The organism is Dysgonomonas sp. GY617 (assembly GCF_015233815.1).
Classification (GTDB): Bacteria; Bacteroidota; Bacteroidia; order Bacteroidales; family Dysgonomonadaceae; genus Dysgonomonas_A.
In genome coordinates this window covers 58,632-82,023 of sequence record NZ_JADCLR010000026.1, presented here as the reverse complement: position 1 = coordinate 82,023, position 23,392 = coordinate 58,632, and the positions used below count along the sequence as shown (strand labels likewise).

Sequence of the window (23,392 nt, the reverse complement as noted above, 5' to 3'; positions counted from 1 at the left end):
ATTATTTAGTTTGATTTTGTTTCATTTAATTCAGGATTAAGTAAAATCTCCGACTTTTGTTATAAATAATTTCTATACTATATAATTAGATAGAAGGTTTCGTGTCATTTAGATAGCAAATCTAAGTATAATTCCTCAAAAATTAAAAAAGCATTGACTATATATCCCTTTATTATCCTATATCATTGAATAGTGTAATCTCTCCTTTTCTTGTTATTTTGACACGTGTTTAAAAAATGTTAAATTGTAATTTTTGTGTGAACATTTAAGAATAAGAGAGTTATCGGTTCTGGAATCTAATTTGTGCAAACGTTTGCATAACAAAAAGCTTGTTTTATTGTTATTGAATGATAAAATACAACTGCTACATCTCATATTTGTAATATGATTTAGGCTAGTTAAAAAAGTAAAACAGGCTTTATCCATGAAATTAATAACATATTAATGTTAATCTTAATAATTTGCACATGAAAGAAAAGGTAAGAAAAAGTTGTGTGTCAATGTTCCTCTTTTGCTTGATGGGAATATTGTCGTTATCAACAACGTATGCCCAAAGTGGTTCCGCAGGAACTATCCGCGGAAATGTAAAAGATTCACAGGGCGAAACTATTATTGGAGCGAGTGTTGTTGTAAAAGGATCAACAATCGGTACAGTAACAGATTTTGATGGTAATTTTCAAATTAATGCCTCGGCAGGCAATACTCTTGTTATCTCTTACATAGGGTTCAAGCCACAAGAGATTGCCGTAGGAAATCAAAAAAACATCAGTATAGTATTAGAAGATGATACTGAATTGTTGAGTGAAGTAGTAGTAATTGGTTATGGTAGCGTGAAAAAGAATGATGCTACAGGATCGGTTGTTGCTGTTAAAATCGACGAGAAAGAGCACGGATTTGCAACTACAGCTCAAGACCTGTTACAAGGTAAAATTGCTGGGGTAGCAGTTACAACTGGTGGAGGTAGACCAGGTGACGGAGCTACTATCCGTATTCGTGGAGGTTCTTCATTAACAGCTACTAATGATCCGTTGATAATAATCGATGGAGTATTTATGAGTAATGACCTTGCAGGATCTTCGAACCCTCTTAGTTTATTAAATCCAAATGACATCGAAACATTTACAGTACTAAAAGATGCTTCGGCAACAGCTATTTATGGTTCGCGAGCTTCTAATGGTGTTATTTTAATTACAACAAAGAAAGGAACTAGTGGTGGTAAGTTAAGAGTTACATACGATGGTAACTTCTCGTTAAGTACTAGAAGAAACAGTGTTGATGTTTTGGGTGCAAATGAGTACCGAAACTTTGTTGAGTCTCGTTTTAGAGGTGATGACAGATATGATGTTGTTATGGCTAAGCTTGGAAAAGCAAATACCAACTGGCAAGATGAAATATTTCAAACAGGTTTCAATACCGACCAAAACATAAGTGTATATGGTTCTATCGGTAAAGCGGTTCCATTCCGTACTTCAGTAGGTTACACCAACGAAGAAGGTATCCTTAGAACTTCCGGTATGGAAAGGGTTACAGCCAATGTGTCTTTAACTCCTTCTTTATTTGACGATCATTTAAAATTAAATATTAACGGTAAGGGAATGTATTCTCATACTCGTTTTGCAGATACAGGTGCTATTGGTTCGGCAGTAAGCTTCGATCCTACACAGCCAGTTATGAATGGTAGCCAATGGGGTGGATTCTTCACTTGGACAGACAGCAAAGGAGCTCTTGCTCCTATTGCAGGAAAGAATCCTGTAGCTATGCTTGAAATGCAAAATAACAGAGCTAATGTTCGTAACTTCGTAGGTAATGTTCAGGCTGATTATAAATTACACTTTTTCCCTGATTTAAGATTAAACCTGAATTTAGGTATGGATATTGCGACCACCGGTGGTACAGACTTTAAAGATCCATTCAACCCTACCTCTTATAGTGAAAACAATGAAAGAAGCGGTCAGAGAAAAGATTTCACAAACTTCAGAAACAATCAGCTGATGGAGTTCTATGGTCAATATATAAAAGATGTGACCTCTTTGAAGAGTAAGATTGATGTAATGGGTGGTTACTCATGGCAACATAATAAGAAAACAAGCGATCAAGGACTGTGGTTTGTTTCAAAAGAAGATAACTCTAGTTTAGGTGAGATGAATCCAGGTGTAAACTACTATGATTTCAAAGAAAACTATCTGATATCTTTCTTCGGACGTTTAAACTATACATTCAATGATAAATATCTGTTAACAGCAACAGTTCGTCGAGATGGATCATCTCGTTTCAACAAAGACAATCGTTGGAGTGTATTCCCTTCAGTAGCATTAGCTTGGAAACTGAAAGAAGAATCATTCTTAAGAGATGTATCTGTATTGAGTGATCTTAAAGCACGTGTGGGATGGGGTAAAACAGGCCAACAAGATTTAGGTGATGATTATTACTATCCTTCAACACCTTCTTATAATATTGGTAAAGGACAAGCTTATTATCCAATGGGATTGAATCCTGACGGATCAACTAATTGGGTTAACCTAATGAGACCAAATGGTTATAATCCTGATCTTAAGTGGGAAACTACTACAACTTGGAACTTCGGGGTTGATTATGGATTCTTAAATAACCGAATCAGTGGAGCTGTAGATGTATACTTCCGTGAAACAACAGACCTATTGAATAGAGAGGCTCCGGTAATTGCAGGAACAAGTCCAGCTGAGAGATTACCTCAGAATATCGGAACAATGGAAAATAAAGGTTTTGAATTCGCTATCAATGGTCGTCCAATTGTATCAAAAGACTTTGAGTGGCAAGTAGGATTCAATGTTGCTTACAATAAAAGTAAGATCACACAGTTGACAGCTACTCAGGATCCTGGATTTGTAGGTATTAGTACAGGTTCTTCAGGTGGAGATGGTGGAAAAGAAGTTCAGATCTATGCAACCGGATATGCTCCTAAAACATATTATGTATACGAACAAGTATATGATAGCAATGGAAAACCATTGGAAGGTGTATATGTTGATAGAAATGGAGATGGTGTAATAGATGAGTCTGACTTATATTACCATAAGAAACCTGCTGCAGACGTAGTTATGGGATTCAATTCGAAATGGTTATATAAAAACTGGGATTTCGCATTTAACGGACGTGCTTCTTTTGGTAATTATGTTTATAATGCTACCGAAGCCAATAGTGCAGATATCAGCTTAGAAGCTATTTATGCGAATAGTGTTTTTCTTACTAATAGACCAACATCAGCATTAAATACTAATTTCATGTCGAAACAAGCTTTGTCTGACCATTATGTGCAGAATGCGTCATTCCTCAAAATCGATAACATTACTTTAGGATATACATTTGATAACTTGTTTAGAGGTCAAACTAAAGCCAGAGTGTATGGAATCGTTCAGAACCCAATTGTTATAACTAAATACAGAGGTTTAGATCCTGAGGTGTATGATGGTATAGATTATAATTTCTATCCAAGACCATTGATCTTTATGCTGGGTTTAAATCTGAATTTTTAATAACTGAAGACTTATGAAAGATAGAATAATAAAAAGTAGAAAACTACTATATGCAATATTGTCAATAGCTCTGGCAGTATCATTTACCTCGTGTTTAGATGACTTGAATACAGTACCACAGGGTCCCAATATTGAGCTAGACCCTTATGCTGATGCTTCGAATTATCCGATGTTAATAGCAAAAGTATATGCAGGTTTTAGTAAACTGGGTATAACAGGACCAGATGGAGATGGAGATATACCTTCTTCTTCCGATCAGGGGAAAACAACATTCCTAAGAACTTATTTCAACATACAAGAACTTACTTCGGATGAAGCTAAATGTGCATGGAGTGATATCGATGAAAGAAATTACTCTCAAACATTTCTGACTCCTGATAACTACATCGGATATATGCTTTATCAACGTTGTATGCTAAATATTGTATTTGCAAACGAATTTTTGAAAAATACTCAGGTTCCAAGAGTAGAAGTGGACCATTTGGATCGTTCGAGAGCCGAAGTTCGTGTTTTGAGAGCAATGAATTATTACTTCCTGCTAGATGTTTATGGAAACCCGGGTTGGGTTACAGAAGATCATCCTGTAACATATATACCTCAACAATTAGGTAGAGAGGGTATGTTTGAATGGATAGAGAGCGAACTTCTTGATATTGAAAAAAGTGGCTTGTTATTAGATCAGTCTGCATCAACATACGGGTTGATAACCAATCAGGTTTTACAAACTGTTTTAGCTAAATTGTATATTAATGCAGAAGTTTATACAGGAAAAGCTCGTTGGAATGATGCTTTGACATATGCTAAGAAAGTAACTTCATATTCAAACTTACAGTTGGAAGGTACATATCAAAATCTTTTCTGTGCAGATAATGACAGATCAAAAGAAATTATATTTACGCTGCCTTATGATAATAAACTAGCTACAGACTGGGGTGGAATTGTTTTTGTTATGGCATCTTCAACAGGTGGTGATATGCTTAGTTTGTTAGATTTCACTGCTTCATGGAGTGGAAACAGAGCAACTCAACAATTATCGAGTCTTTTTGCTAATAATGATAAACGAGCACTATTCTTCAAAACAGACAGAGATCAGAACATGACCGATCTTGGTAACTTTAATAAAGGATGGTCTGTTATGAAATTTACTAATAAAGGATGGGATGGAGCTACAAATGTAAATGGTCCTGGCCAATGGGCGGATACAGATTTTCCTTTATTCAGATTAGCTGATGTTATACTTATACAAGCTGAAGCGGAATTAAGATTGGGTGATGCAACAAATGCGTTAACTACATATAATAAAGTTCATGCTCATCCAAGAACAGGTTTAAGTGCTGCAACATCTATTACGTTGCAAGATATACTTAATGAAAGAGGACGTGAGTTGTATTGGGAAGGACAAAGAAGAACTGACTTGATTCGTTTTGGTAAATTTACCAAAGGTTACAATTGGGCTTGGAAAGGTGGATCGCAAAATGGAGGAGATATAGATGATAAATATAATCTTCTTCCGATCAGTACAAAACATCTTACAGGTAACCCTGCTTTGGTTCAAAATGAATTATATAAGTAAGATTGTCTAATAAAGAAAAAGAAAAGCATTATGAAAATAAAAAATATATTATTCTTAATGGCCGTTATATTTGCTTTTGTCGCATGTAACGACGATACAGATCCCGTTCTTCCTCAATACAAAGCTTCGGTATTGACACACCCTGCAAATGATACGCTTTATGTATTAGAGCAAGTGAATGCATCGAAGGTTTTATTAACATTGGATTGGACTGCTTATAAGCAAACAGATCTTTTAGTAGGAGCTGTATCTTATGTGGTACAGATGGACTTGGCAGGAAATGATTTTTCGCAAGCGCGAACTTTTACTCCTGTTCCCGGAGTAACTGTTGATGCAGAATCTTCAGATTATACTACTTCACTTAAGGTGGAGGACGTGAATAAAGTACTGATGAATGGCTTCCGTGTGCCGGCAGATACTATTGCAAATGTAGAGTTTCGTGTAATTACTCGCGTTGGTAATGTGGTGGTTCCATCATCTGCATCTAACGTGTTTAAAGCGAGAGTTATTCCTTACAAAGCCCTAGATACTCCTGTGTTATATATAATAGGTGATGGATTAGTTGGCTGGGACAATAGCGCTGCTGCGATAGGTCGTGATTTACAAGTGTTCTTTGGAGAATCTAATGTGGATGTATCAGTAGGTAAATACACATATACCGGCTATTTCAAAAAAGGTGGAGGTTTGAAGTTAGTAACTAATGCAGGTGACTGGGATTCGGCTTATGGATATGCTGATGCTGCAGGAACTCTTGTTGCTAAAGGTGGTGGTAATATCCCAACTCCGGCTGCTGATGGATTTTATACATTCACTGTTGATTTAAAAGCTCTATCTTATAATTTTGAACCTTATGCTGCAGGAGCTTCTGCTCCAACTTATAATAGAATAGGTGTAGTTGGTAGTGCAACATCTAACGGTTGGGATTCTCCTGATGCTGAAATGACTCAGGTTACACCACACGTATGGGTGATTAAAGGAATCAGCTTAACTGCTGCTGAAATGAAGTTCAGAGCAAATGACGCTTGGGATGTAAGTTGGGGTGGTAATTCTACAAATTTACCATTCGGGATAAGTGATAGTGGCGACAACATTGCAATTGCAAAGGGATCAACATACTTTATCTCATTTAACGATTTGACTAAGAATTATGTAATTATCGATGAGGATAGATTACCGTAAAAAGCCAATCGATTTAATTTGTTAGATAGTATAATAGGAAAGGAGTGAGTTTATTTGCTCCTTTCCTTATTTAAAGCGAAAGACCACAAACTACTTATTAATAATTATTACCATGAAAAAATCTATCTACTTTATTCTGTTCTTGTTCATCCCGTTATGGATACAGGCGCAGATTATTACTACAAATCCTACTTTTCTGACGGACGATGTTGCCGTAGAAATCATTTTCGATGCATCTACAACAGCTCTCAATAATTATACGGGGAATGATGTGTATGCACATACAGGAGTCATCACCGATAAAAGTGCATCCAGTTCAGATTGGAAGTATGCTCCTAATTGGCTCGACAATAGTGATAAATATAAATTAAGCGCACTTGGAAGTAATAAATGGAAATTGAGCATGCCTTCGGGTATTCGTTCTTACTATGGAGTTCCCGCAGGAGAGAAAATACTTAAGCTCGCTTTTGTTTTTCGTAATGCTGACGGATCAAAAGAAGGAAAAGACAATGGCAAAGACATATTAGTTGATGTACATGAGAAAGGCTTAATAGTAAGTTTCGAAACACCTATTGGAGATCAATTATTAGAAAAGAATGCTTCGTTAGCCATAAAAGCTAAAAGTTCTGAGATAACTACACTCAAACTGTTTTTGAATGAAACACAATTGGTTAAATCCGATAATGTAACCTCTATATCTTATACTCATAAATTTGATAAAGAAGGGACCTTTTGGTTAATAGCTGAGGCGGGCATTAGTCCATCAACAGTTAGGGATAGTATTTATATAAATGTAAAGAAAGATCAGGTTAATTTGCCTCTTCCGGCAAATACAAGAGCAGGTGTTAACTATGTAGATAATAATACTGCGACTATTGTATTGTATGCGCCTAACAAGCAAAGTGTATACTTGATTGGAGATTTCAATGATTGGAAGATCGATAATAATTATATGCTTAATAAAGCAGGTGATTATTGGTGGATAACAGTCTCAAATCTAGAAAAGAATAAAGAATATGCATTTCAGTATTTGATTGATGGAACGGTGAAAATTGCAGATCCGTATACTGATAAAGTTCTCGATCCTTGGAACGATTCATATATCCCGACAACTGTATATCCTAATTTGAAACCATATCCAACGGGGAAAACAGAAGGCATAGTTTCTGTAATGCAAACAGGACAAACTCCATATACTTGGAAAACGAAAAACTTCACACCGGCTGAAAAAGAGAAACTGGTAATTTATGAACTTCTTATTCGTGATTTTACAAAAGAACATAGTTTTGAATCGACTATGCAAAAGCTTGACTATCTACAATCACTAGGTATAAATGCAATTGAATTATTACCGATCAACGAATTCGAAGGAAACAGCAGTTGGGGATATAATCCATCGTTTTATTTCGCAGTAGATAAGTATTATGGAACAAAAGATGCCTTCAAAGCATTTGTTGATGAATGTCACAGTAGAGGTATGGCTGTAATTATAGATATGGTATTGAACCATTCTTATGGTCAATCTCCATTCGTGAAGATGTATTGGGATAATGCAAACAACCGTCCTTCGACAGATAATCCTTGGTATAATATAGAGTCACCAAATACAGATTACAGTTGGGGGTATGACTTTAATCACGAATCAGATCAAACCAAGGCTTTAGTTGATAGCATCAATAGTTATTGGATGAAAGAATATCAGGTAGATGGTTTCCGATTCGATTTCACAAAAGGATTCACCAATACCAAAGGTGACGGATGGGCGTACGATCAGGCACGTATTGATATTTTGAAACGAATGACTTCTGAAATTTATAAACGTAACTCGGATGCAATTGTAATAATGGAACACTTAGCAGATAATTCGGAAGAAAAAGTACTTTCGGATGCCGATATTATGCTTTGGGGAAATATCAATAATAACTACTGTGAGGCCGTTATGGGATACACTGAAAACAATAAGTCAGATTTGTCGTGGGCCTTATATTCGAAACGAGGTTGGGCAAAATCGAACTTAGTTGCTTATATGGAAAGTCACGATGAAGAGCGTATGGTGTTTAAAGCAAAGGCATATGGAAACTCGTCGGGAACTTATAATATCAAGAACCAATCTACCGCTTTGGAGCGTGCAGGATTGGCTGCGGCATTTTATCTAACTTTGCCCGGGCCTAAAATGATCTGGCAATTTGGAGAGTTGGGTTATGACTATTCTATTAATACATGCAGCGATGGTACAACTATTTCGAACGACTGTCGTGTATCGGAAAAACCTATTAGATGGGAGTATGCAGACGATAAGGAACGTAAAGCTCTTTATACTACTTACTCGAAACTGATCAATCTAAAAACCGAGAATAAAGTATTTGAATCTGCAAACATAGAGCATTCTTTGGCTGGAAGTCAAAAATATGTAGTTTGGAAAGGTACAGATATGAATGCTTTTGTTGTTGGTAATTTTGATGTAGTGAGTGCTACTGCCAATATAACATTACCTCGCAGTGGAGACTGGTATGATGCCTTTACGGGTGTAATGGTAACTATTCCGTCAACAAATTATTCTGTAACACTAAATCCCGGAGAATATAAGTTCTATCTGGATAAAGGTAGTGTTGCTTCTATTGAAGAAAATATGTACGAGAATAATAAATTTCTCACTATTCTTGAGGATCGTATAGGATATACAGATGGTACTGCAAAATCGATAACTATTTATGATTTGTCGGGCGTTGCCCTTTTAAAGAAGACAAATACAGAATCTATCGGAACATCGACATTATCGAAAGGTATTTATATTGTAAAGCTAAAATTAGCAGATAAGATAGTCTCTCAAAAGTTTATCAAGAGATAAACGGAGGGTTGCTTCATATAAATAGAAGGTTGCAAACGTTTGCAACCTTTTATTGTTAGTTAGGCACTATTGCTCAATGCAAATCAGAGTTAAATAAGCTTTTTTTGTAATACGATTAACTCACAATAATAAAAAGGTCTGAGACCTTGAGACCTCAAAATCAAAAATAATAGATATGTTAAAAAAATCCCTTTTACTTATTGGCTTATGTTTCCTGTGTGGAATCATACAAGCTCAGGAGCTAAAGTCGCCGGATGGAAATCTGGTTCTAAATTTTCAATTGACAGACCAAGGCGTTCCAACTTATAAACTAACTTACAAAAACAAAGATGTTATCAAGGAAAGTAAGTTAGGATTTGCTATTGCATCGGGTACGGCGCAACTCGATAAAAATTTTAAAGTTGCAGATGTTCAATACAGTTCGGAAGATACCGCTTGGGAACCTATTTGGGGCGAGCAAAAAGAAATCCGCAACAACTATAATGAAATGTTTGTGAATTTGACTCAGGATAATCGAATGATTAATCTAAGATTCAGACTCTTTAATGATGGTTTAGGATTCAGATATGAATTTCCAAAGCAAGAGAACCTCTTTACTTTTGTCATAAAAGAAGAGTTGACCGAGTTCAATATGGCTGGTGATAATAAAACTTTTTGGATTCCAGGAGACTACGATACCAATGAATATACCTATACTACTACAAAAATTACAGGTATAGCAGGTGCTATGAAAGAGGCAACTCATCATGTGTTAGATCAGTTCCCAATCAAAACATTAGCAGTGCAAACTCCTTTGATGATGAAATCTGATAATGGTTTGTATATCAATATTCATGAAGCTGCGTTGGTAGATTATCCAGCTATGCAACTGAATGTAGATGATAAGAAACTAGCATTTAGTGCACATCTTGTTCCCGATGTTTTTGGTAACAAGGGAGATATGAATACTCCTGCTCAAACACCTTGGCGTACAATTGTAGTGAGTGACGATGCACGTAATATTCTTTCTTCGAGAATGATTGTAAACTTAAATGAGCCTTGTACTTACGAAGATGTATCGTGGATTAAACCTACAAAATATATCGGCGTATGGTGGCAAATGTTTACGGGAAGAGGTTCTTGGGCATATTCTGACGAAACCAATATCAAATTGGGAGTAACCGATTTTGCTAAATTAACTCCTAATGGCAGACATGCAGCCAATACTGCAAACGTGAAAAAATATATTGACTTTGCAGCAGCAAACGGATTCGATCAGGTATTAGTTGAAGGATGGAATATTGGTTGGGAAGACTGGATTAATCCGGTAAGAGAATACTTATTCGATTTTGTAACCCCATATCCTGATTTTGATGTAAAAGAATTGCAACGTTATGCTGCATCTAAAGGAGTGAAAGTAATGATGCACCACGAAACCGGAGGCTCGGTAGCTAACTACGAACGTCATCAGCAAGATGCATTCCAATTTATGGCTGACAACGGTTACAATGCAGTAAAAACTGGTTATGTAAGCAGAATCAGACCTAAAGGAGAGCATCATGATGGACAAGCTATGGTAAACCACTATATAAACACAGCTAAACTTGCTGCTAAATATAAAGTGATGGTGAATTCTCACGAAGCAGTACGTCCTACGGGATTGTATCGTACATATCCTAACTGGTTGGCTCAAGAGTCGGCTCGTGGAACAGAATTTGAATCTATGGGTGGATTACCTCCTGAGCATACAACTATTCTACCATTTACACGTATGATGGGTGGTCCTATGGATTATACTCCTGGTATATTCCAAACCGATTTTACTTATTACAGTGCCGATAATCACAATAGAGTACGTACTACATTGGTAAAACAATTGGCTTATTATGTGACTATTTACAGTCCACTTCAAATGGCTGCCGATTTACCCGAAAACTACGAACGTTTTCCCGATGCATTCCAATTCATCAAAGACGTAGCAGTAGATTGGGATAATACATATATTCTTGAAGCTGAGCCAGGCGATTACGTAACTATTGCTCGTAAAGCAAAAGGTAAAAACGAATGGTTTATTGGTGGAGTAACAGACGAAAATGCTCGTGAGGCAGTTATCGACTTTAGCTTCCTACCTGCAGGTGCTAAATATACAGCTACTATCTACGCTGATGGAAAAGAAGCTGATTGGGAAAAGAACCCACAAAGCTATACTATCAAGAGCGTTCCGGTAACTCATAAAACAAAACTAAAGCAAAGACTTGCACCAGGTGGAGGTATTGCTATTAGTGTAAAATAATCAATCTAGGAAATAGTTCTTTTTTTTCATGGTAAAGGAGGGAGTATATGTTTACGTATGCTTCCTCTTTTTTCAGTTCCAAGTCTGATCATAATTATCGAGAATGTATTAATTAACATTTATATAGAGCGAAATAGTGCCTTGATAATGCTTTTACTCTATTTATTTTGAGTGGAAAAAGTTATCTTTACTTCAAATATCATGAAAATTCTTTCTAATAATACGAATATGCGGAAAATACTACTGGTGTTAAGTCTTTGTCTTGTTATAGGGATAGCGAAGGCGCAGGAAATTACATCTCCCAATGGAAATGTGACTCTATCTTTTAAATTAGATGAAGCAGGAAAGCCTACTTATAACCTTAACTTTAAGAATAAAGCTGTAATAAAGGATAGTAAAATGGGATTCTTGTTCAGAGGGGTGAAACCTATGAATGAAAATTTTACGATTGTTGATACTCAGTACAAAAACGATGATAATACATGGACTCCTGTGTGGGGTGAGAATAAAGAGATAAGAGACAATCATAAAGAAATGTTTGTTTCACTTGTTCAAAAAGACTCGCAACGCAAAATAAATATTCGGTTTCGAGTATTTGACGATGGAGTAGGGTTCAGATATGAGTTTCCCGTACAAGATCAATTGAGACATTTCATATTGCAGGACGAAACTACCGAATTTAATTTGTCGGGTGATCATAAAGCATTTTGGATTCCTGCCGATTATGATACGAACGAATTTCCGATTACTACATCTAAACTATCAGAAATAGCAGGACTTATAGATGAGGTTCGTAAAGAGCCTTTGGCTGCAAAAGCACCTTCTCCTAATGTGGCAGTACAAACTCCGTTGATGCTAAAATCGAGTGATGGATTATATATTAATATTCATGAAGCAGCTTTGGTAAATTATCCGGCAATGTTTCTGAATGTAGAGGGCAGCTCTAGGTTAAGCTCTCATTTAACGCCAGATGTTAGAGGTAATAAAGCTTACTTACAAACAGGTTATACTTCTCCTTGGAGAACAATTGTAGTGAGTGACGATGCTCGTGATATTCTGGCGTCTAACCTAATTTTGAATTTGAACGAACCATCTAAAATTGAAGATACTTCATGGATTAAGCCTACTAAGTACATTGGTGTTTGGTGGGAATATTTTACGGGTGGAGGCTCTACATGGGCATATACTAATACCGGTGATGTGATTATTGGTAAAACCGACTTTTCTAAACTAAAGCCTAATGGCACACATGGAGCTAATACCGAGCATGTGAAGTATTATATAGACTTTGCAGCAAAGAATGGCTTCGATGCTGTTTTGGTTGAAGGTTGGAACGAAGGTTGGGAAGATAATGCAGCATTTGTAAAAGAAGAGATTTATAGCTTTACAAAAGCATATCCCGATTTTGATGTAAAAGAATTACACCGCTATGCAGCAAGTAAAGGTGTGAAAATAATTATGCATCACGAAACCACTTCTTCGGTGGCTAGCTACGAACGCCAATTGGAAGATGCATTCAAGTTTATGGTTGACAATGGCTATGATGCAGTAAAGACGGGCTATGTAGGACCTATTATTCCTCGTAGCGAATATCACGATGGGCAATGGATGGTAAATCATTATATACGTGTCGTAAAAGCTGCCGCAGATCATAAAATTATGGTCAACTCGCATGAAGCAGTTCGCCCTACGGGGTTGAGCCGCACCTATCCTAACTGGGTAGCTCAGGAATCGGCACGAGGAACCGAATTTGAATCTTTCAATGGAAATAAACCCGAACATACAACTATTCTGCCTTTTACACGTTTGATGGGTGGTCCAATGGATTATACTCCAGGTATATTTCAAGGCGATTTGTCGGTGTATGGTTCTAATAAAGCTAAACTAAGTACTACGTTGGTTAAGCAATTGGCTTTGTATGTAACTATGTATAGCCCCTTACAAATGGCTGCCGATTTACCCGAAAATTACGAGCGTTTTCCGGATGCTTTCCAATTCATCAAAGACGTAGCTGTCGATTGGGATAATACCTATATTCTCGAAGCAGAACCGGGTGATTATATTACTATTGCACGTAAAGCTAAGGGAAAGAGCGAATGGTATATAGGAGGCATTACTGATGAGAATGCACGTGAAGCAATTATCGATTTCAGTTTTTTGCCCGAAGCCACTAAATATACAGCAACCATATATGCTGACGGAAAAGCTGCTGACTGGATAAAAAATCCACAGAGTTATACAATCAAAACCATGACAGTTACAAACAAAACTAAGCTAAAACAACGTTTGGCTCCTAGTGGTGGTGTAGCTATTTCTATAAAATAAGGGTCTTAGACCCTTTATTTGTTTTGCATAACCTATTACCTTTAAACTATAAAAATACTATGGAAAAAACACAAAGAGAGACTATTGCTTGGGTAGACCTATTGAGGATTATCGCTTGCTTTTTAGTCGTTTTAGCACACGCCTGCGATCCATTTGTAGGTAAATTTGATGATAATCCATCTGAGTTTCTTTCGGGAGCCTTTTTTGGCAGTTTGGTAAGAGCTTGCGTTCCTTTATTTGTAATGATATCGGGAGTGTTATTACTGCCAATCAAGGCTGATATGGGTACTTTCTATTCTAAAAGAGCAAAGAGAATACTTATTCCTCTTGCTTTTTGGTCTATGGTACTGCCCGTTCTTTATTATCTGTATATTAATTTTGGTATTGAAGGAACACTCAATCCGGGCATTGTAATAGAGAATTATACATTAGAGGCAACTGTTACTAAAATGTACACTTTCCTTTTTAATTTCAATTATGATACTACACCGCTTTGGTACCTGTATATGTTGATTGGGCTTTATCTTATTCTACCAATTATAAGTGCGTGGTTAACACAAGCCTCTCAAAAAGATATCAAACGATTCTTATATATTTGGATAATAAGTACTATTGTGCCTTATATTCAGATGGCTGCTCCATCACTAGGATATACAGGGAATTATGGTAGTATGGGGTTATTCGGCGAATGTTATTGGAATGGATTTGGAATATTCTATTACTTCTCCGGGTTTCTGGGCTTTGCCGTCTTGGCATATTATCTGAAACGTTTCCCTCTTAATTGGAGTTGGAAACGCACCATTTCAATTACCATTCCCTTGTTTTTAGTTGGATATGCAATAACCTCTTTGGGTTTTATCCTCACTCAAAAATATTTTCCGGGAAGTTATGAAAATCTCGAAGTAGTATGGTATTTCTACGGCATCAATGTTTTGATGATGACTGTGGCTGTTTTTATTACAGTTGAGAAGATAAATATATCTCCATCACCAATGTTAAGTAAGGTTGCAGGTTTAACATTCGGAGTTTATTTATGTCACTTTATTATTGTGCAATTTGGATACGATTTAGTTTATTCAAATCTTAATTTACCTGCTTATATTCAAATACCATTGATTGCTATTATTGCATTCACTATATCTTTATTTATTATTTGGTTGATGAGTTTAAACAAATTTACAAGGAAGGTAATCCAATAATATTAATCGGATTACTGCGATTTTTTGAAAAAAGAATAAGAACCCAATGGAGTAAGTTTCCGTTGGGTTTTTCTATTTAATTTATTTAGTGCCTTTTCAGTTGTTAAAAATGAAGACATCTATTCCTATAATAACAAATAAGTCGGTTTTTTTATAATTTTGGATCGATTTTACAGCAATTTGCAAACGTTTGCAACCAAGTATTGGTCTTTTGTTTTTGGTTTAGCTTAATTATGAAAAGGTAATATCTTTTCTTTGTATGTAAGAAATGGGAAGATTCCATATACATTGAAGAATCTTACATTTCTTACTCGTTGCAAATAAAAAACTAGTAAAATAAACAAAAAGGTCTTGGGCCTTAATCTTAAAATGAAAAGATATAAACCATGAGAAAATTAATTATTTTGATGTGTTTGTGTATTGTCAGTCATTGGGCAGTAGCGCAAGAGTTGAAATCTCCAAATGGAAATTTAACGATGAAGTTTTCGCTTCAAGGTAATGGTGTTCCCACTTATAGCTTAACCTATAAGGGCAAGGATATTATTAAACCGAGTAAGTTGGGGCTTGAACTGAAAGAGCAAAAAACACTTAACGACTTTGACGATTTTTCGGTTAAAGAAAAAACAGGAGAAGGAAACCTATACGATGGTTTCTCGATTGCTGATACTAAAACTGCAACTTTCGATGAAACATGGAAACCTGTATGGGGCGAAGTAAAAGAAATTCGTAATAACTACAACGAATTAGCTGTAACACTAAATCAAAAAGCAACAGATAGAACTATCATAGTACGTTTCCGTCTATTTAACGATGGATTAGGTTTCAGATATGAGTTCCCTGAGCAAAAAAACTTGACTTACTTTATCATAAAAGAAGAAAAGACTCAATTTGCAATGGCAGGCGATCACACTGCTTATTGGATTCCAGGAGACTACGATACTCAAGAATACGATTATACAACATCTAAACTTTCTGAAATCAGAGGTTTAATGGAAAAATCGGTAACGGCTAACGTTTCTCAAACATCATTCTCAAATACAGGTGTTCAAACATCATTAATGATGAAAACGGCTGATGGTCTGTATATCAACCTTCACGAAGCTGCATTGATAGACTATTCTTGTATGCACCTTAATTTAGATGACAAAAACATGATTTTTGAATCGTGGTTAACACCAGATGCAAATGGCGACAAAGGTTATATTCAAGCTCCTAGCCATTCACCTTGGCGTACAGTTATCGTAAGTGATGATGCTCGTGATATCTTAGCTTCACATATTACTCTAAACTTGAATGAGCCTAGTAAAATTGAAGATACTTCATGGATCAAACCAGTAAAATACGTAGGTGTTTGGTGGGAAATGATTACAGGAAAAAGTACTTGGGCATATACTGACGAATTGCCAACTGTACAATTGGGTATAACTGACTATTCAAAAGTAAAACCTAATGGTAAACACGGGGCTACTACTGCTAATGTAAAGAGATATATTGATTTTGCTGCTAAGCATGGTTTTGACGGTGTTTTGGTAGAGGGATGGAACGAAGGCTGGGAAGACTGGTTTGGTAACTCTAAAGACTATGTATTTGACTTTGTAACTCCATATCCTGATTTTGATGTAGTGGGTATCCGCGAATATGCTAAAAGCAAAGGTGTAAAAATGATTATGCACCACGAAACATCTGCATCGGTTCGTAACTACGAGCGTCATATCGATCAGGCTTACAAATTCATGAAAGACAATGGTTATGATGCTGTAAAAAGCGGATATGTAGGTAATATTCTTCCTCGTGGCGAGAATCACTACAACCAATGGATTGTAAACCATTATCAGTATGCAATTGAAAAAGCAGCAGATTATAAAATTATGGTAAATGCTCACGAAGCAGTTCGTCCAACAGGAGTATGTCGTACATGGCCTAACCTTATCGGAAACGAATCAGCTCGTGGTACAGAATATCAAGCATTTGGTGGTAACAAACCAAATCACACAACAATACTTCCATTTACACGTCAGATTGGTGGTCCAATGGATTACACTCCAGGTATCTTCGAAATGGATATTGAAAAAATTAATCCAGACAATAAATCTCACGTAAATACTACTATTGCTAATCAATTGGCATTGTATGTAACTATGTACAGCCCATTGCAAATGGCAGCTGATTTCCCTGAAACTTATGAGAAATTTATGGATGCTTTCCAATTTATCAAAGATGTAGCTTTGGATTGGGATGACAGCAAATATCTTGAAGCAGAACCAGGAGATCATGTAACAGTAGCTCGTAAAGCTAAAGGAACAAACAATTGGTTCGTAGGTAGTGTATGTGGTGAGAACGGATATACTTCTAATATCTCATTCGATTTCTTGGATGCCGATAAAGTATATATAGCTACTATTTATGCAGATGCTAAAGATGCTCATTACAAAACAAATCCTCAAGCTTACGAAATCCGTAAAGTAGTTGTGACTAACAAGTCTAAACTATCTCAACGTTTAGCTCCTGCAGGAGGTTTAGCAATCAGTGTAATTGAAGCTGATAAAGCTGCAATCAAAGGTTTGAAGAAACTGTAAGAAACAGATAGATTTAAATATAAATATCCTCGAATAAGCAATGTCTTATTCGGGGATATTCTTTTATATTGTTTTCTCGTATATTTTTCGATTTTCTATAATGGCATCCATATTCTCACTAGCCCATGATAGCATTTGTGTGACATTTGGAAGCAGACTTCTACCCAGATCAGTTAATTGGTATTCTACCCTTGGTGGAATTTCGGGGTAGATTGTTCTTTTGATCAAACCGTCAGCCTCAAGAGAGCGTAACGTAACAGTAAGCATCTTTTGAGAAATATCTTTCAAGTACTTTCTCATCTCATTGAAACGTAGTGTACCCTCGTCTCCCAAGAGGGTGAGTACTAGTATCGACCATTTATCTCCGAAGCGAGACATCACTAGTCTTACGGGGCAGTGACTGTGATCTTCAATTTTTTTTATTTTTTCGTCATTCATAACCTCTTCTTTTTTAGCATTAGTAACATCGGGGTAACTATGTAACATTTGTGAGCCTTCTTGTGGGTTCAAAACAAATATACTTTCTTTGGTATCTAAAAGTTACTAACAGTACAAATGTAGACTAAAATATTGAAAAATGAAAACGATAGTTATTCTTGCTCATCCAAATATTGAGCAATCTCTGGTAAGCAAATCTTGGGTAAATGCACTGAAAGAACAGCATGCAGATGTTACCATTCATAATATATACGAAACTTATCCCGACTGGAATATTGATGTAGCAGCAGAACAAAAATTAGTGGGTGCACATGATCGTATTATATTCCAGTTTCCTGTGCAGTGGTTAAACATGACTCCTCTGATGAAAAAATGGTTCGATGAAGTATTATCTTATGGTTGGGCTTATGGTCCTGACGGAGACAAATTAGTTGGTAAAGAAATCGGTGCAGCAGTTTCGGCAGGAAGTCCCGAAGAAGCTTATCAAGTGGGAGGGAAGAATTTATTTCCCCTTTCTCAACTCTTAAGCCCTATTGAGGCTACTGTTAATTTTGTGAATGCTAAATATCACTCTTTCCATGCTTTCTATGGTGTATTTTCTGATGACTTAGAAAACAGGTTGAAGATAAATACGCAAGAGTATCTGAAATATGTCACTCAGTAAGCTTTCTTTTTTTATTATATTGCATGTCTCCGGAATAAGTACAATTCTTATTCTGGAGATTTTTATGTTATTTTACTAGAAAAAGGATGATCGCAACGTTCGTAAGGAAAATTGTAACCTTTTTATTTTGAGAAGGCTTAAATTTACTTGAATTTAAATGTCATGGGTGGGATGAATTTGTAACTATTCCCAGTGTAATTTTAGAAGAATAGTTGTTATTCTACTGTCTTGCTTCTTTTCGCGATAATGTTCTTTTTTTTCTATATCTTAGAGATTATCCAGATCTATATTAAGGAGCTTGGCTAAAGTATTCATATCTGATATAATCAGATCACGGTATGTTGGCAAGCTTACTCCTTTGATATTTGTAAATCCGTGTGATTTTGCATCAAAGTAACCATACACCCTATCTAATAAAAGATATTTTTCATATATTTTATCTTCGTATTTATCTAAGATTTCAGACATATCTACAGGGTAATACCAACTAGGATCTTTTACTAAAAAACCATGATTTACATTATCTTTTTCTAAAGCTTGTTTTAAAGCTGAAAAATAATAACCGAAAAATATTTTATCATCCATTATTATATAATTATCTGAATCTATCCCAGAAGTTTTGGTATGTAGGGTCAAATTCCCAAGGTAAATGCCTTCTGATTTCTTTATTCGTAGTACCTCTGTGATAATGGAGAACCTTTTTTCCTCTTAAAAATTCAGGTATAGAGTTTCTAGTTCTACTAGCATTGTATAATGTGTGGTAATCGAGTCTGGGCTTAGTCCCATAACCACTTCCAACCGAAATGCTGAATCCATTTACTTTTCCACCGCCATCTCTTAATGCTTTTAAGGTATATCCCTTTTCAACCATTCCTGTACTTCTTATTAGCTGAATCTGGGTTATATAAGCTAAGCCAATTTCAATTAAGGCAGAAGTGATCGCTTCCCATCCTTCGTTTCTGGATGTAACTGCTCGAATACGTGTAATTTTCCACTCATGTATTTTAAATGGATTCAATCCGGAATCACTATAACCTAAGACGGAGGCAACCCACAAATTTTTTATATAATCAAATAATAATTTATCTGATTTTTCCTAATCTCCGGTACGATAATTATTCCGTAGCTATCCCTACCATGAATAGCTGCCGAAACACTATTTTGTTCAAGGTTATATAATCGTTTATAAATAATCAAGCGCAAATTGTGTATGTCATAGTTGGTAAGGCTATATACAAACTCTTTAAAAGCTGGGTCTGCATTTCCGAAATTAAAGCCATAAATAATGATATCGTTATGATTCATAACTTAACTCCTCCAATAATTATTGTGTTCGTTTTCATTTAGTTTTATTTTTTCAGGAGCAATAACTAAGACTGTTGTAGTCCCTTTGTAAGCATCTATATCTCTGACGAGGCTTATACAAAATGCTTTTTCAAAGGTTACTCTAAGTTTTGTCTGCTCAAAATCATCACCAAACTTTACTATTCCGCTTTTTAAAGCACTTGACTGCCTTGCCCAATCATAGATACTTTTATCAACTGATTCTTTTATTACAATTTTTAGTTGTCCGCCCCTGACATCCTGCTGTGGTTGTCCTTTGTGATCTACACCTTGACTAAATCCAATATAGAAATAAGATACAGGGTATTCTTTCGCATCTATAATTAATTTAGCTGTAACGTGAGCTTGAGGTTGAAATAGATTAAGGATGTTCATGTTTCTATTGTTTTTTCCAATTATTACTAAATGTTATTCCTGTGTCGAAAGTTAAAAACTCAGCTTGAATTGTTATCTGTGTTTGCATATAAGCATCACCCGCTTCGGTATATTCAAGTGAGAAATCAATACACGAGGCATTTTCAAAAAAGATTTTCTCTTGTGGGGTTTCATCGTGTCCCAAAGTAATAATGACGCCATCTTTATATTGTCTTGGATTTAAAGCCCATTGGGTAATCACATCTGGGGGTAATTGGGGTAGAGTCATAGATATAGTTCCGCCTACAACCTCTGTACATGCTTTTCCTGTATCGTCAATATCTTGAGAAAAAGCGAATTTACAATTGGAAAGTTCAAAACCACCTTTAATCAGAGATGAAAAATCCAACCCTGATATCTCTCCCAATTTTAAAAAACATTGATGGGTAAACATAAGTTGTGTAAGTTAGTTTAATATCTTGTTTCACTTGTGTTTTTATTAATATTCACTTTGGAATAATTAAAGTTCCCAATATAGTTAAAAATGAATGTAACAGTACAAATAATTCAGGAAAAAATCAAAAAGATATGTAAGTTTGTAGTGTTAGTAATGTATGTATTGTTACTTCTTCACGGGATCATTTATAAATATAACCGATACAGCACCGATAAGAAGTGAAACTCCCGAAACTAGGAACATGGCAAAGGGTCTGCTTCCCGCAACATTCTCAAATAGGAAATGTCCTAACAATCCACCTGCTACTTGAGGGATTACAATAGTGACATTGAGAAGTCCCATGTACAAACCCATTTTGTTGGAAGGTACTACATTAGCCAATATCGAAAAAGGCATAGTCAATATCATTGCCCATGCAATACCAATGACTAGCATAGGCAATAAAAGTAAATATTGATCGCGAATAAAGAACATAGAGAGCATTCCTATACCTCCTAATACAAGAGAGAATGAATAGAAGTTTTTTCTTCCGAATTTATCTGTAATTCTAGGTAAGAAAACAGAAAAAATAGCAGCTATAACACTGTATACACCTGTTAATATTCCAAACCAATTTCCTGCATGATTATACTCTACCGAATGAGGGTCGCTTGTGTTCCATACAGTAACAGCAATTCCATCAGTAGCATATACCCATATGTAGTAGAATGCAAACCAAGAGAATAATTGTACTATGGACAATTGAAGTATGGTAATTATTGTTTTTTTGTTGTCGGTAGATGTTGTGTCATCTGTTTTATTGGCAGATTCGCTTTTATTGTATTCTTCAAATAACTTGGGAGGATATTCTTTTACGCTGAAACACGTCCATAAATTGGTAAGTACAAGAAACCCTATGCCAATATAAAAAGAGACTGAAACGGAGGCGGCTACTCGACCTTCGTCCGCTTGATTACTAAAACCTATGTAGGCAAGTAAAAAGGGTAGGCATGAGCCTACGATAGCACCCAGATTAGAAACTATAGTCTGTACGGAGTATCCCTGATTGCTTTGTTTACTGTTGACCATATCGCCAACCAACGATCGGTAAGGCTGCATACTTACATTGAATGCGCTTTGCATAAGAAATAAGATGCTTACTCCAGCCAATACAGATGGCATAACGCGTGATATGATATGCGAATTGGGCATGAGAAACATCATAATAGCCGAAACTACTAGACCTGCAAGTATATAAGGTATTCTTCGCCCTAGTCGAGTCCATGTTCTGTCGCTGAAATAGCCAATGAGAGGTTGCATAAATAATCCAGCTAAAGGGGCGGCAAGCCATAAGAAAGCCAATTCGTTGGTATCTGCACCCAATGCTGATAATATACGGCTTGTGTTTGTCATTACAAGCGTAAAACAAATTTGTGTACCTAAAAAGCCGAAGTTTATATTCCAGATTTGCCCATATCTGAGCGTAGGTTTATTTAGCATAAGGTCTTATATTTCTGTTCAGGTATTAAGGTCTCGGACCTTCTTTTGTTACTTTTGACCTCTATAACAACCCGAGATTGTTATAGAGGTCAAAAGTATCAATAATTATTTAGAATTACTTATAGATATGATTTCTACTCTACTATTAGAGGTCGTGTGGTTTCTCTTATAACCAAACTGGTTTTCACTATCTTGTTTTTCTTATCCGTACTATCTGGATTTTGCACCTTCTCTAAAATCAGATTCATAGCCTCTTCTCCTACTTTCTGAGGGTGCTGATCTACGGTTGTAAGCATAGGGTCGGTATCCTGAGAAATATTGGAGTTGGAGAAACCGCATATCGAAACTTCTTCTGGAACTTTGAGTTTTAAAGTCTTTGCAGCTAACAAAATTCCTGAAGCAGTATAATCATTCATTGCCATGAAAGCATCTGGTCGTTTGTCTGATTGCAACAGTTCCATAGCTCTTTCGAAGCCAAGTTGTTTATTATCGGCAATTCTTATAATGTCTTCATCAATGGGCATATGATGTTTTCTTAATGCATCAAGATAGCCGTTTTTTCTATTCTTAGATATTTCGAGATGAGGAGCGGCTCCAAAGAATGCAATGTGTTTGCAGCCTGTTTGAACCATATAATCTACGGCATGAAACGTTCCCGAATAATCATCAACGACAACTTTGCCGGAGTCTATTCCTGTACAAATGCGGTCGAAGAAAACTACGGGTATATTATTATCTATAAGTTCTTGGAAGTGATCGTATTTAATTGTCGTTTTTGATTGAGATATAAGCATTCCGCATACACGAGCCTCTATCAGTGTCTGAACATTGCGTATCTCTTTTGTATATTCTTCTGATGATTGACAAACAATTACATGATAGTCATGATCTTCGGCAATAGTTTCCATTCCCGATAATACAGATGAAAAGAAGTGATTGGCTAGTTCGGGAACTATCACTCCTATAATATTGGAATGACTGTTTCTAAGACTCAAAGCCAAGGAGTTGGGCTTATATTTATGTTCGTTGGCATATTCTTGTACCACTCTCCGAGTTTCGAGGCTGATATCGGGATTGTTGTTTAGAGCTCTGGATACAGTCGATGCAGAAATATTCAGATTCTTGGCAATATCTTTAATCGTTATACGTCCTTTTTTCATTGTTTAGAAATA

The 23,392-nt window shown here is 36.0% G+C and carries 17 protein-coding genes; 9 read left to right on the top strand and 8 right to left on the bottom strand.

Annotated elements, in window-relative coordinates; genetic code table 11:
- The first annotated feature begins 467 nt into the window (after positions 1 to 467).
- The 8 genes from IR022_RS15070 (at position 468) to IR022_RS15035 (ending at position 17,484) form a co-directional block, all read left to right on the top strand.
- Entirely contained in the window at positions 468 to 3,512 is a 3,045-nt protein-coding gene (locus tag IR022_RS15070; protein ID WP_194204356.1) for a SusC/RagA family TonB-linked outer membrane protein, read from the top strand.
- A gap of 13 nt (positions 3,513 to 3,525) precedes the next feature.
- Positions 3,526 to 5,085 carry a RagB/SusD family nutrient uptake outer membrane protein gene (locus IR022_RS15065; RefSeq protein WP_050709473.1) on the top strand — a complete coding sequence of 520 codons (1,560 nt, stop codon included), beginning with the start codon at positions 3,526 to 3,528 and terminating at the stop codon, positions 5,083 to 5,085.
- 30 nt (positions 5,086 to 5,115) lie between these two features.
- Positions 5,116 to 6,264 carry a SusF/SusE family outer membrane protein gene (locus tag IR022_RS15060; RefSeq protein WP_194204355.1) on the top strand — a complete coding sequence of 383 codons (1,149 nt, stop codon included), beginning with the start codon at positions 5,116 to 5,118 and terminating at the stop codon, positions 6,262 to 6,264.
- 112 nt (positions 6,265 to 6,376) lie between these two features.
- A complete protein-coding gene (locus IR022_RS15055; RefSeq protein WP_194204354.1) occupies positions 6,377 to 9,112 on the top strand; it encodes an alpha-amylase family glycosyl hydrolase in 2,736 nt (911 codons plus the stop codon).
- 175 nt (positions 9,113 to 9,287) lie between these two features.
- Entirely contained in the window at positions 9,288 to 11,384 is a 2,097-nt protein-coding gene (locus IR022_RS15050; protein ID WP_194204353.1) for a glycoside hydrolase family 97 protein, read from the top strand.
- A gap of 228 nt (positions 11,385 to 11,612) precedes the next feature.
- Positions 11,613 to 13,709 (top strand): glycoside hydrolase family 97 protein, encoded by a 2,097-nt coding sequence (locus tag IR022_RS15045; protein ID WP_194204352.1) that lies wholly within the window; start codon positions 11,613 to 11,615, stop codon positions 13,707 to 13,709.
- A gap of 59 nt (positions 13,710 to 13,768) precedes the next feature.
- On the top strand, positions 13,769 to 14,908 hold the full coding sequence (locus IR022_RS15040; RefSeq protein WP_194204351.1) for an acyltransferase: 1,140 nt from the start codon (positions 13,769 to 13,771) through the stop codon (positions 14,906 to 14,908).
- Positions 14,909 to 15,294: 386 nt separating this feature from the next.
- Positions 15,295 to 17,484: a glycoside hydrolase family 97 protein gene (locus IR022_RS15035; RefSeq protein ID WP_194204350.1), complete on the top strand. Its 2,190-nt coding sequence runs from the start codon at positions 15,295 to 15,297 to the stop codon at positions 17,482 to 17,484.
- A 63-nt stretch (positions 17,485 to 17,547) separates the two neighbouring features.
- On the opposite strand, the gene IR022_RS15030 is transcribed toward IR022_RS15035, so the two are convergent.
- Positions 17,548 to 17,907 (bottom strand): winged helix-turn-helix transcriptional regulator, encoded by a 360-nt coding sequence (locus IR022_RS15030; RefSeq protein ID WP_373419318.1) that lies wholly within the window; start codon positions 17,905 to 17,907, stop codon positions 17,548 to 17,550.
- A 154-nt stretch (positions 17,908 to 18,061) separates the two neighbouring features.
- Between IR022_RS15030 and IR022_RS15025 the strand changes: the two genes are divergently transcribed.
- Positions 18,062 to 18,586 (top strand): NAD(P)H-dependent oxidoreductase, encoded by a 525-nt coding sequence (locus IR022_RS15025; RefSeq protein ID WP_050711254.1) that lies wholly within the window; start codon positions 18,062 to 18,064, stop codon positions 18,584 to 18,586.
- Positions 18,587 to 18,853: 267 nt separating this feature from the next.
- Here IR022_RS15025 and IR022_RS15020 read toward each other — a convergent pair whose 3' ends face one another.
- The 7 genes from IR022_RS15020 to IR022_RS14990 form a co-directional block, all read right to left on the bottom strand.
- Complete coding sequence (locus IR022_RS15020) at positions 18,854 to 19,171, bottom strand: hypothetical protein (RefSeq protein ID WP_194204349.1); 318 nt, start codon at positions 19,169 to 19,171, stop codon at positions 18,854 to 18,856.
- Between the two features lie 10 nt (positions 19,172 to 19,181).
- On the bottom strand, positions 19,182 to 19,643 hold the full coding sequence (locus IR022_RS15015) for a hypothetical protein (RefSeq protein WP_194204348.1): 462 nt from the start codon (positions 19,641 to 19,643) through the stop codon (positions 19,182 to 19,184).
- A 5-nt stretch (positions 19,644 to 19,648) separates the two neighbouring features.
- A complete protein-coding gene (locus IR022_RS15010) occupies positions 19,649 to 19,891 on the bottom strand; it encodes a hypothetical protein (RefSeq protein ID WP_194204347.1) in 243 nt (80 codons plus the stop codon).
- Positions 19,892 to 19,894: 3 nt separating this feature from the next.
- Complete coding sequence (gene tssD / locus IR022_RS15005; RefSeq protein WP_050711251.1) at positions 19,895 to 20,305, bottom strand: type VI secretion system tube protein TssD; 411 nt, start codon at positions 20,303 to 20,305, stop codon at positions 19,895 to 19,897.
- Between the two features lie 4 nt (positions 20,306 to 20,309).
- The gene (tssD, locus tag IR022_RS15000) at positions 20,310 to 20,711 is read right to left on the bottom strand and encodes a type VI secretion system tube protein TssD (protein ID WP_194204346.1); all 402 of its coding nucleotides are present in this window, start codon (positions 20,709 to 20,711) and stop codon (positions 20,310 to 20,312) included.
- Positions 20,712 to 20,906: 195 nt separating this feature from the next.
- Complete coding sequence (locus IR022_RS14995; RefSeq protein WP_194204345.1) at positions 20,907 to 22,220, bottom strand: MFS transporter; 1,314 nt, start codon at positions 22,218 to 22,220, stop codon at positions 20,907 to 20,909.
- A gap of 134 nt (positions 22,221 to 22,354) precedes the next feature.
- Entirely contained in the window at positions 22,355 to 23,380 is a 1,026-nt protein-coding gene (locus IR022_RS14990) for a LacI family DNA-binding transcriptional regulator (RefSeq protein ID WP_050711248.1), read from the bottom strand.
- Positions 23,381 to 23,392: the final 12 nt, after the last annotated feature.

Bases quoted from the DNA above. Each gene is read 5' to 3' on its own strand.
- IR022_RS14995 (WP_194204345.1), bottom strand. From the start codon at position 22,220: ATGCTAAATAAACCTACGCTCAGATATGGGCAAATCTGGAATATAAAC.
- IR022_RS15060 (WP_194204355.1), top strand. From the start codon at position 5,116: ATGAAAATAAAAAATATATTATTCTTAATGGCCGTTATATTTGCTTTT.
- IR022_RS15050 (WP_194204353.1), top strand. From the start codon at position 9,288: ATGTTAAAAAAATCCCTTTTACTTATTGGCTTATGTTTCCTGTGTGGA.
- IR022_RS15020 (WP_194204349.1), bottom strand. From the start codon at position 19,171: ATGGATGATAAAATATTTTTCGGTTATTATTTTTCAGCTTTAAAACAA.
- IR022_RS15010 (WP_194204347.1), bottom strand. From the start codon at position 19,891: ATGAATCATAACGATATCATTATTTATGGCTTTAATTTCGGAAATGCA.
- IR022_RS15070 (WP_194204356.1), top strand. From the start codon at position 468: ATGAAAGAAAAGGTAAGAAAAAGTTGTGTGTCAATGTTCCTCTTTTGC.
- IR022_RS15040 (WP_194204351.1), top strand. From the start codon at position 13,769: ATGGAAAAAACACAAAGAGAGACTATTGCTTGGGTAGACCTATTGAGG.
- tssD (WP_050711251.1), bottom strand. From the start codon at position 20,305: ATGAACATCCTTAATCTATTTCAACCTCAAGCTCACGTTACAGCTAAA.
- IR022_RS15035 (WP_194204350.1), top strand. From the start codon at position 15,295: ATGAGAAAATTAATTATTTTGATGTGTTTGTGTATTGTCAGTCATTGG.
- IR022_RS15055 (WP_194204354.1), top strand. From the start codon at position 6,377: ATGAAAAAATCTATCTACTTTATTCTGTTCTTGTTCATCCCGTTATGG.
- IR022_RS14990 (WP_050711248.1), bottom strand. From the start codon at position 23,380: ATGAAAAAAGGACGTATAACGATTAAAGATATTGCCAAGAATCTGAAT.
- IR022_RS15025 (WP_050711254.1), top strand. From the start codon at position 18,062: ATGAAAACGATAGTTATTCTTGCTCATCCAAATATTGAGCAATCTCTG.
- IR022_RS15065 (WP_050709473.1), top strand. From the start codon at position 3,526: ATGAAAGATAGAATAATAAAAAGTAGAAAACTACTATATGCAATATTG.
- IR022_RS15045 (WP_194204352.1), top strand. From the start codon at position 11,613: ATGCGGAAAATACTACTGGTGTTAAGTCTTTGTCTTGTTATAGGGATA.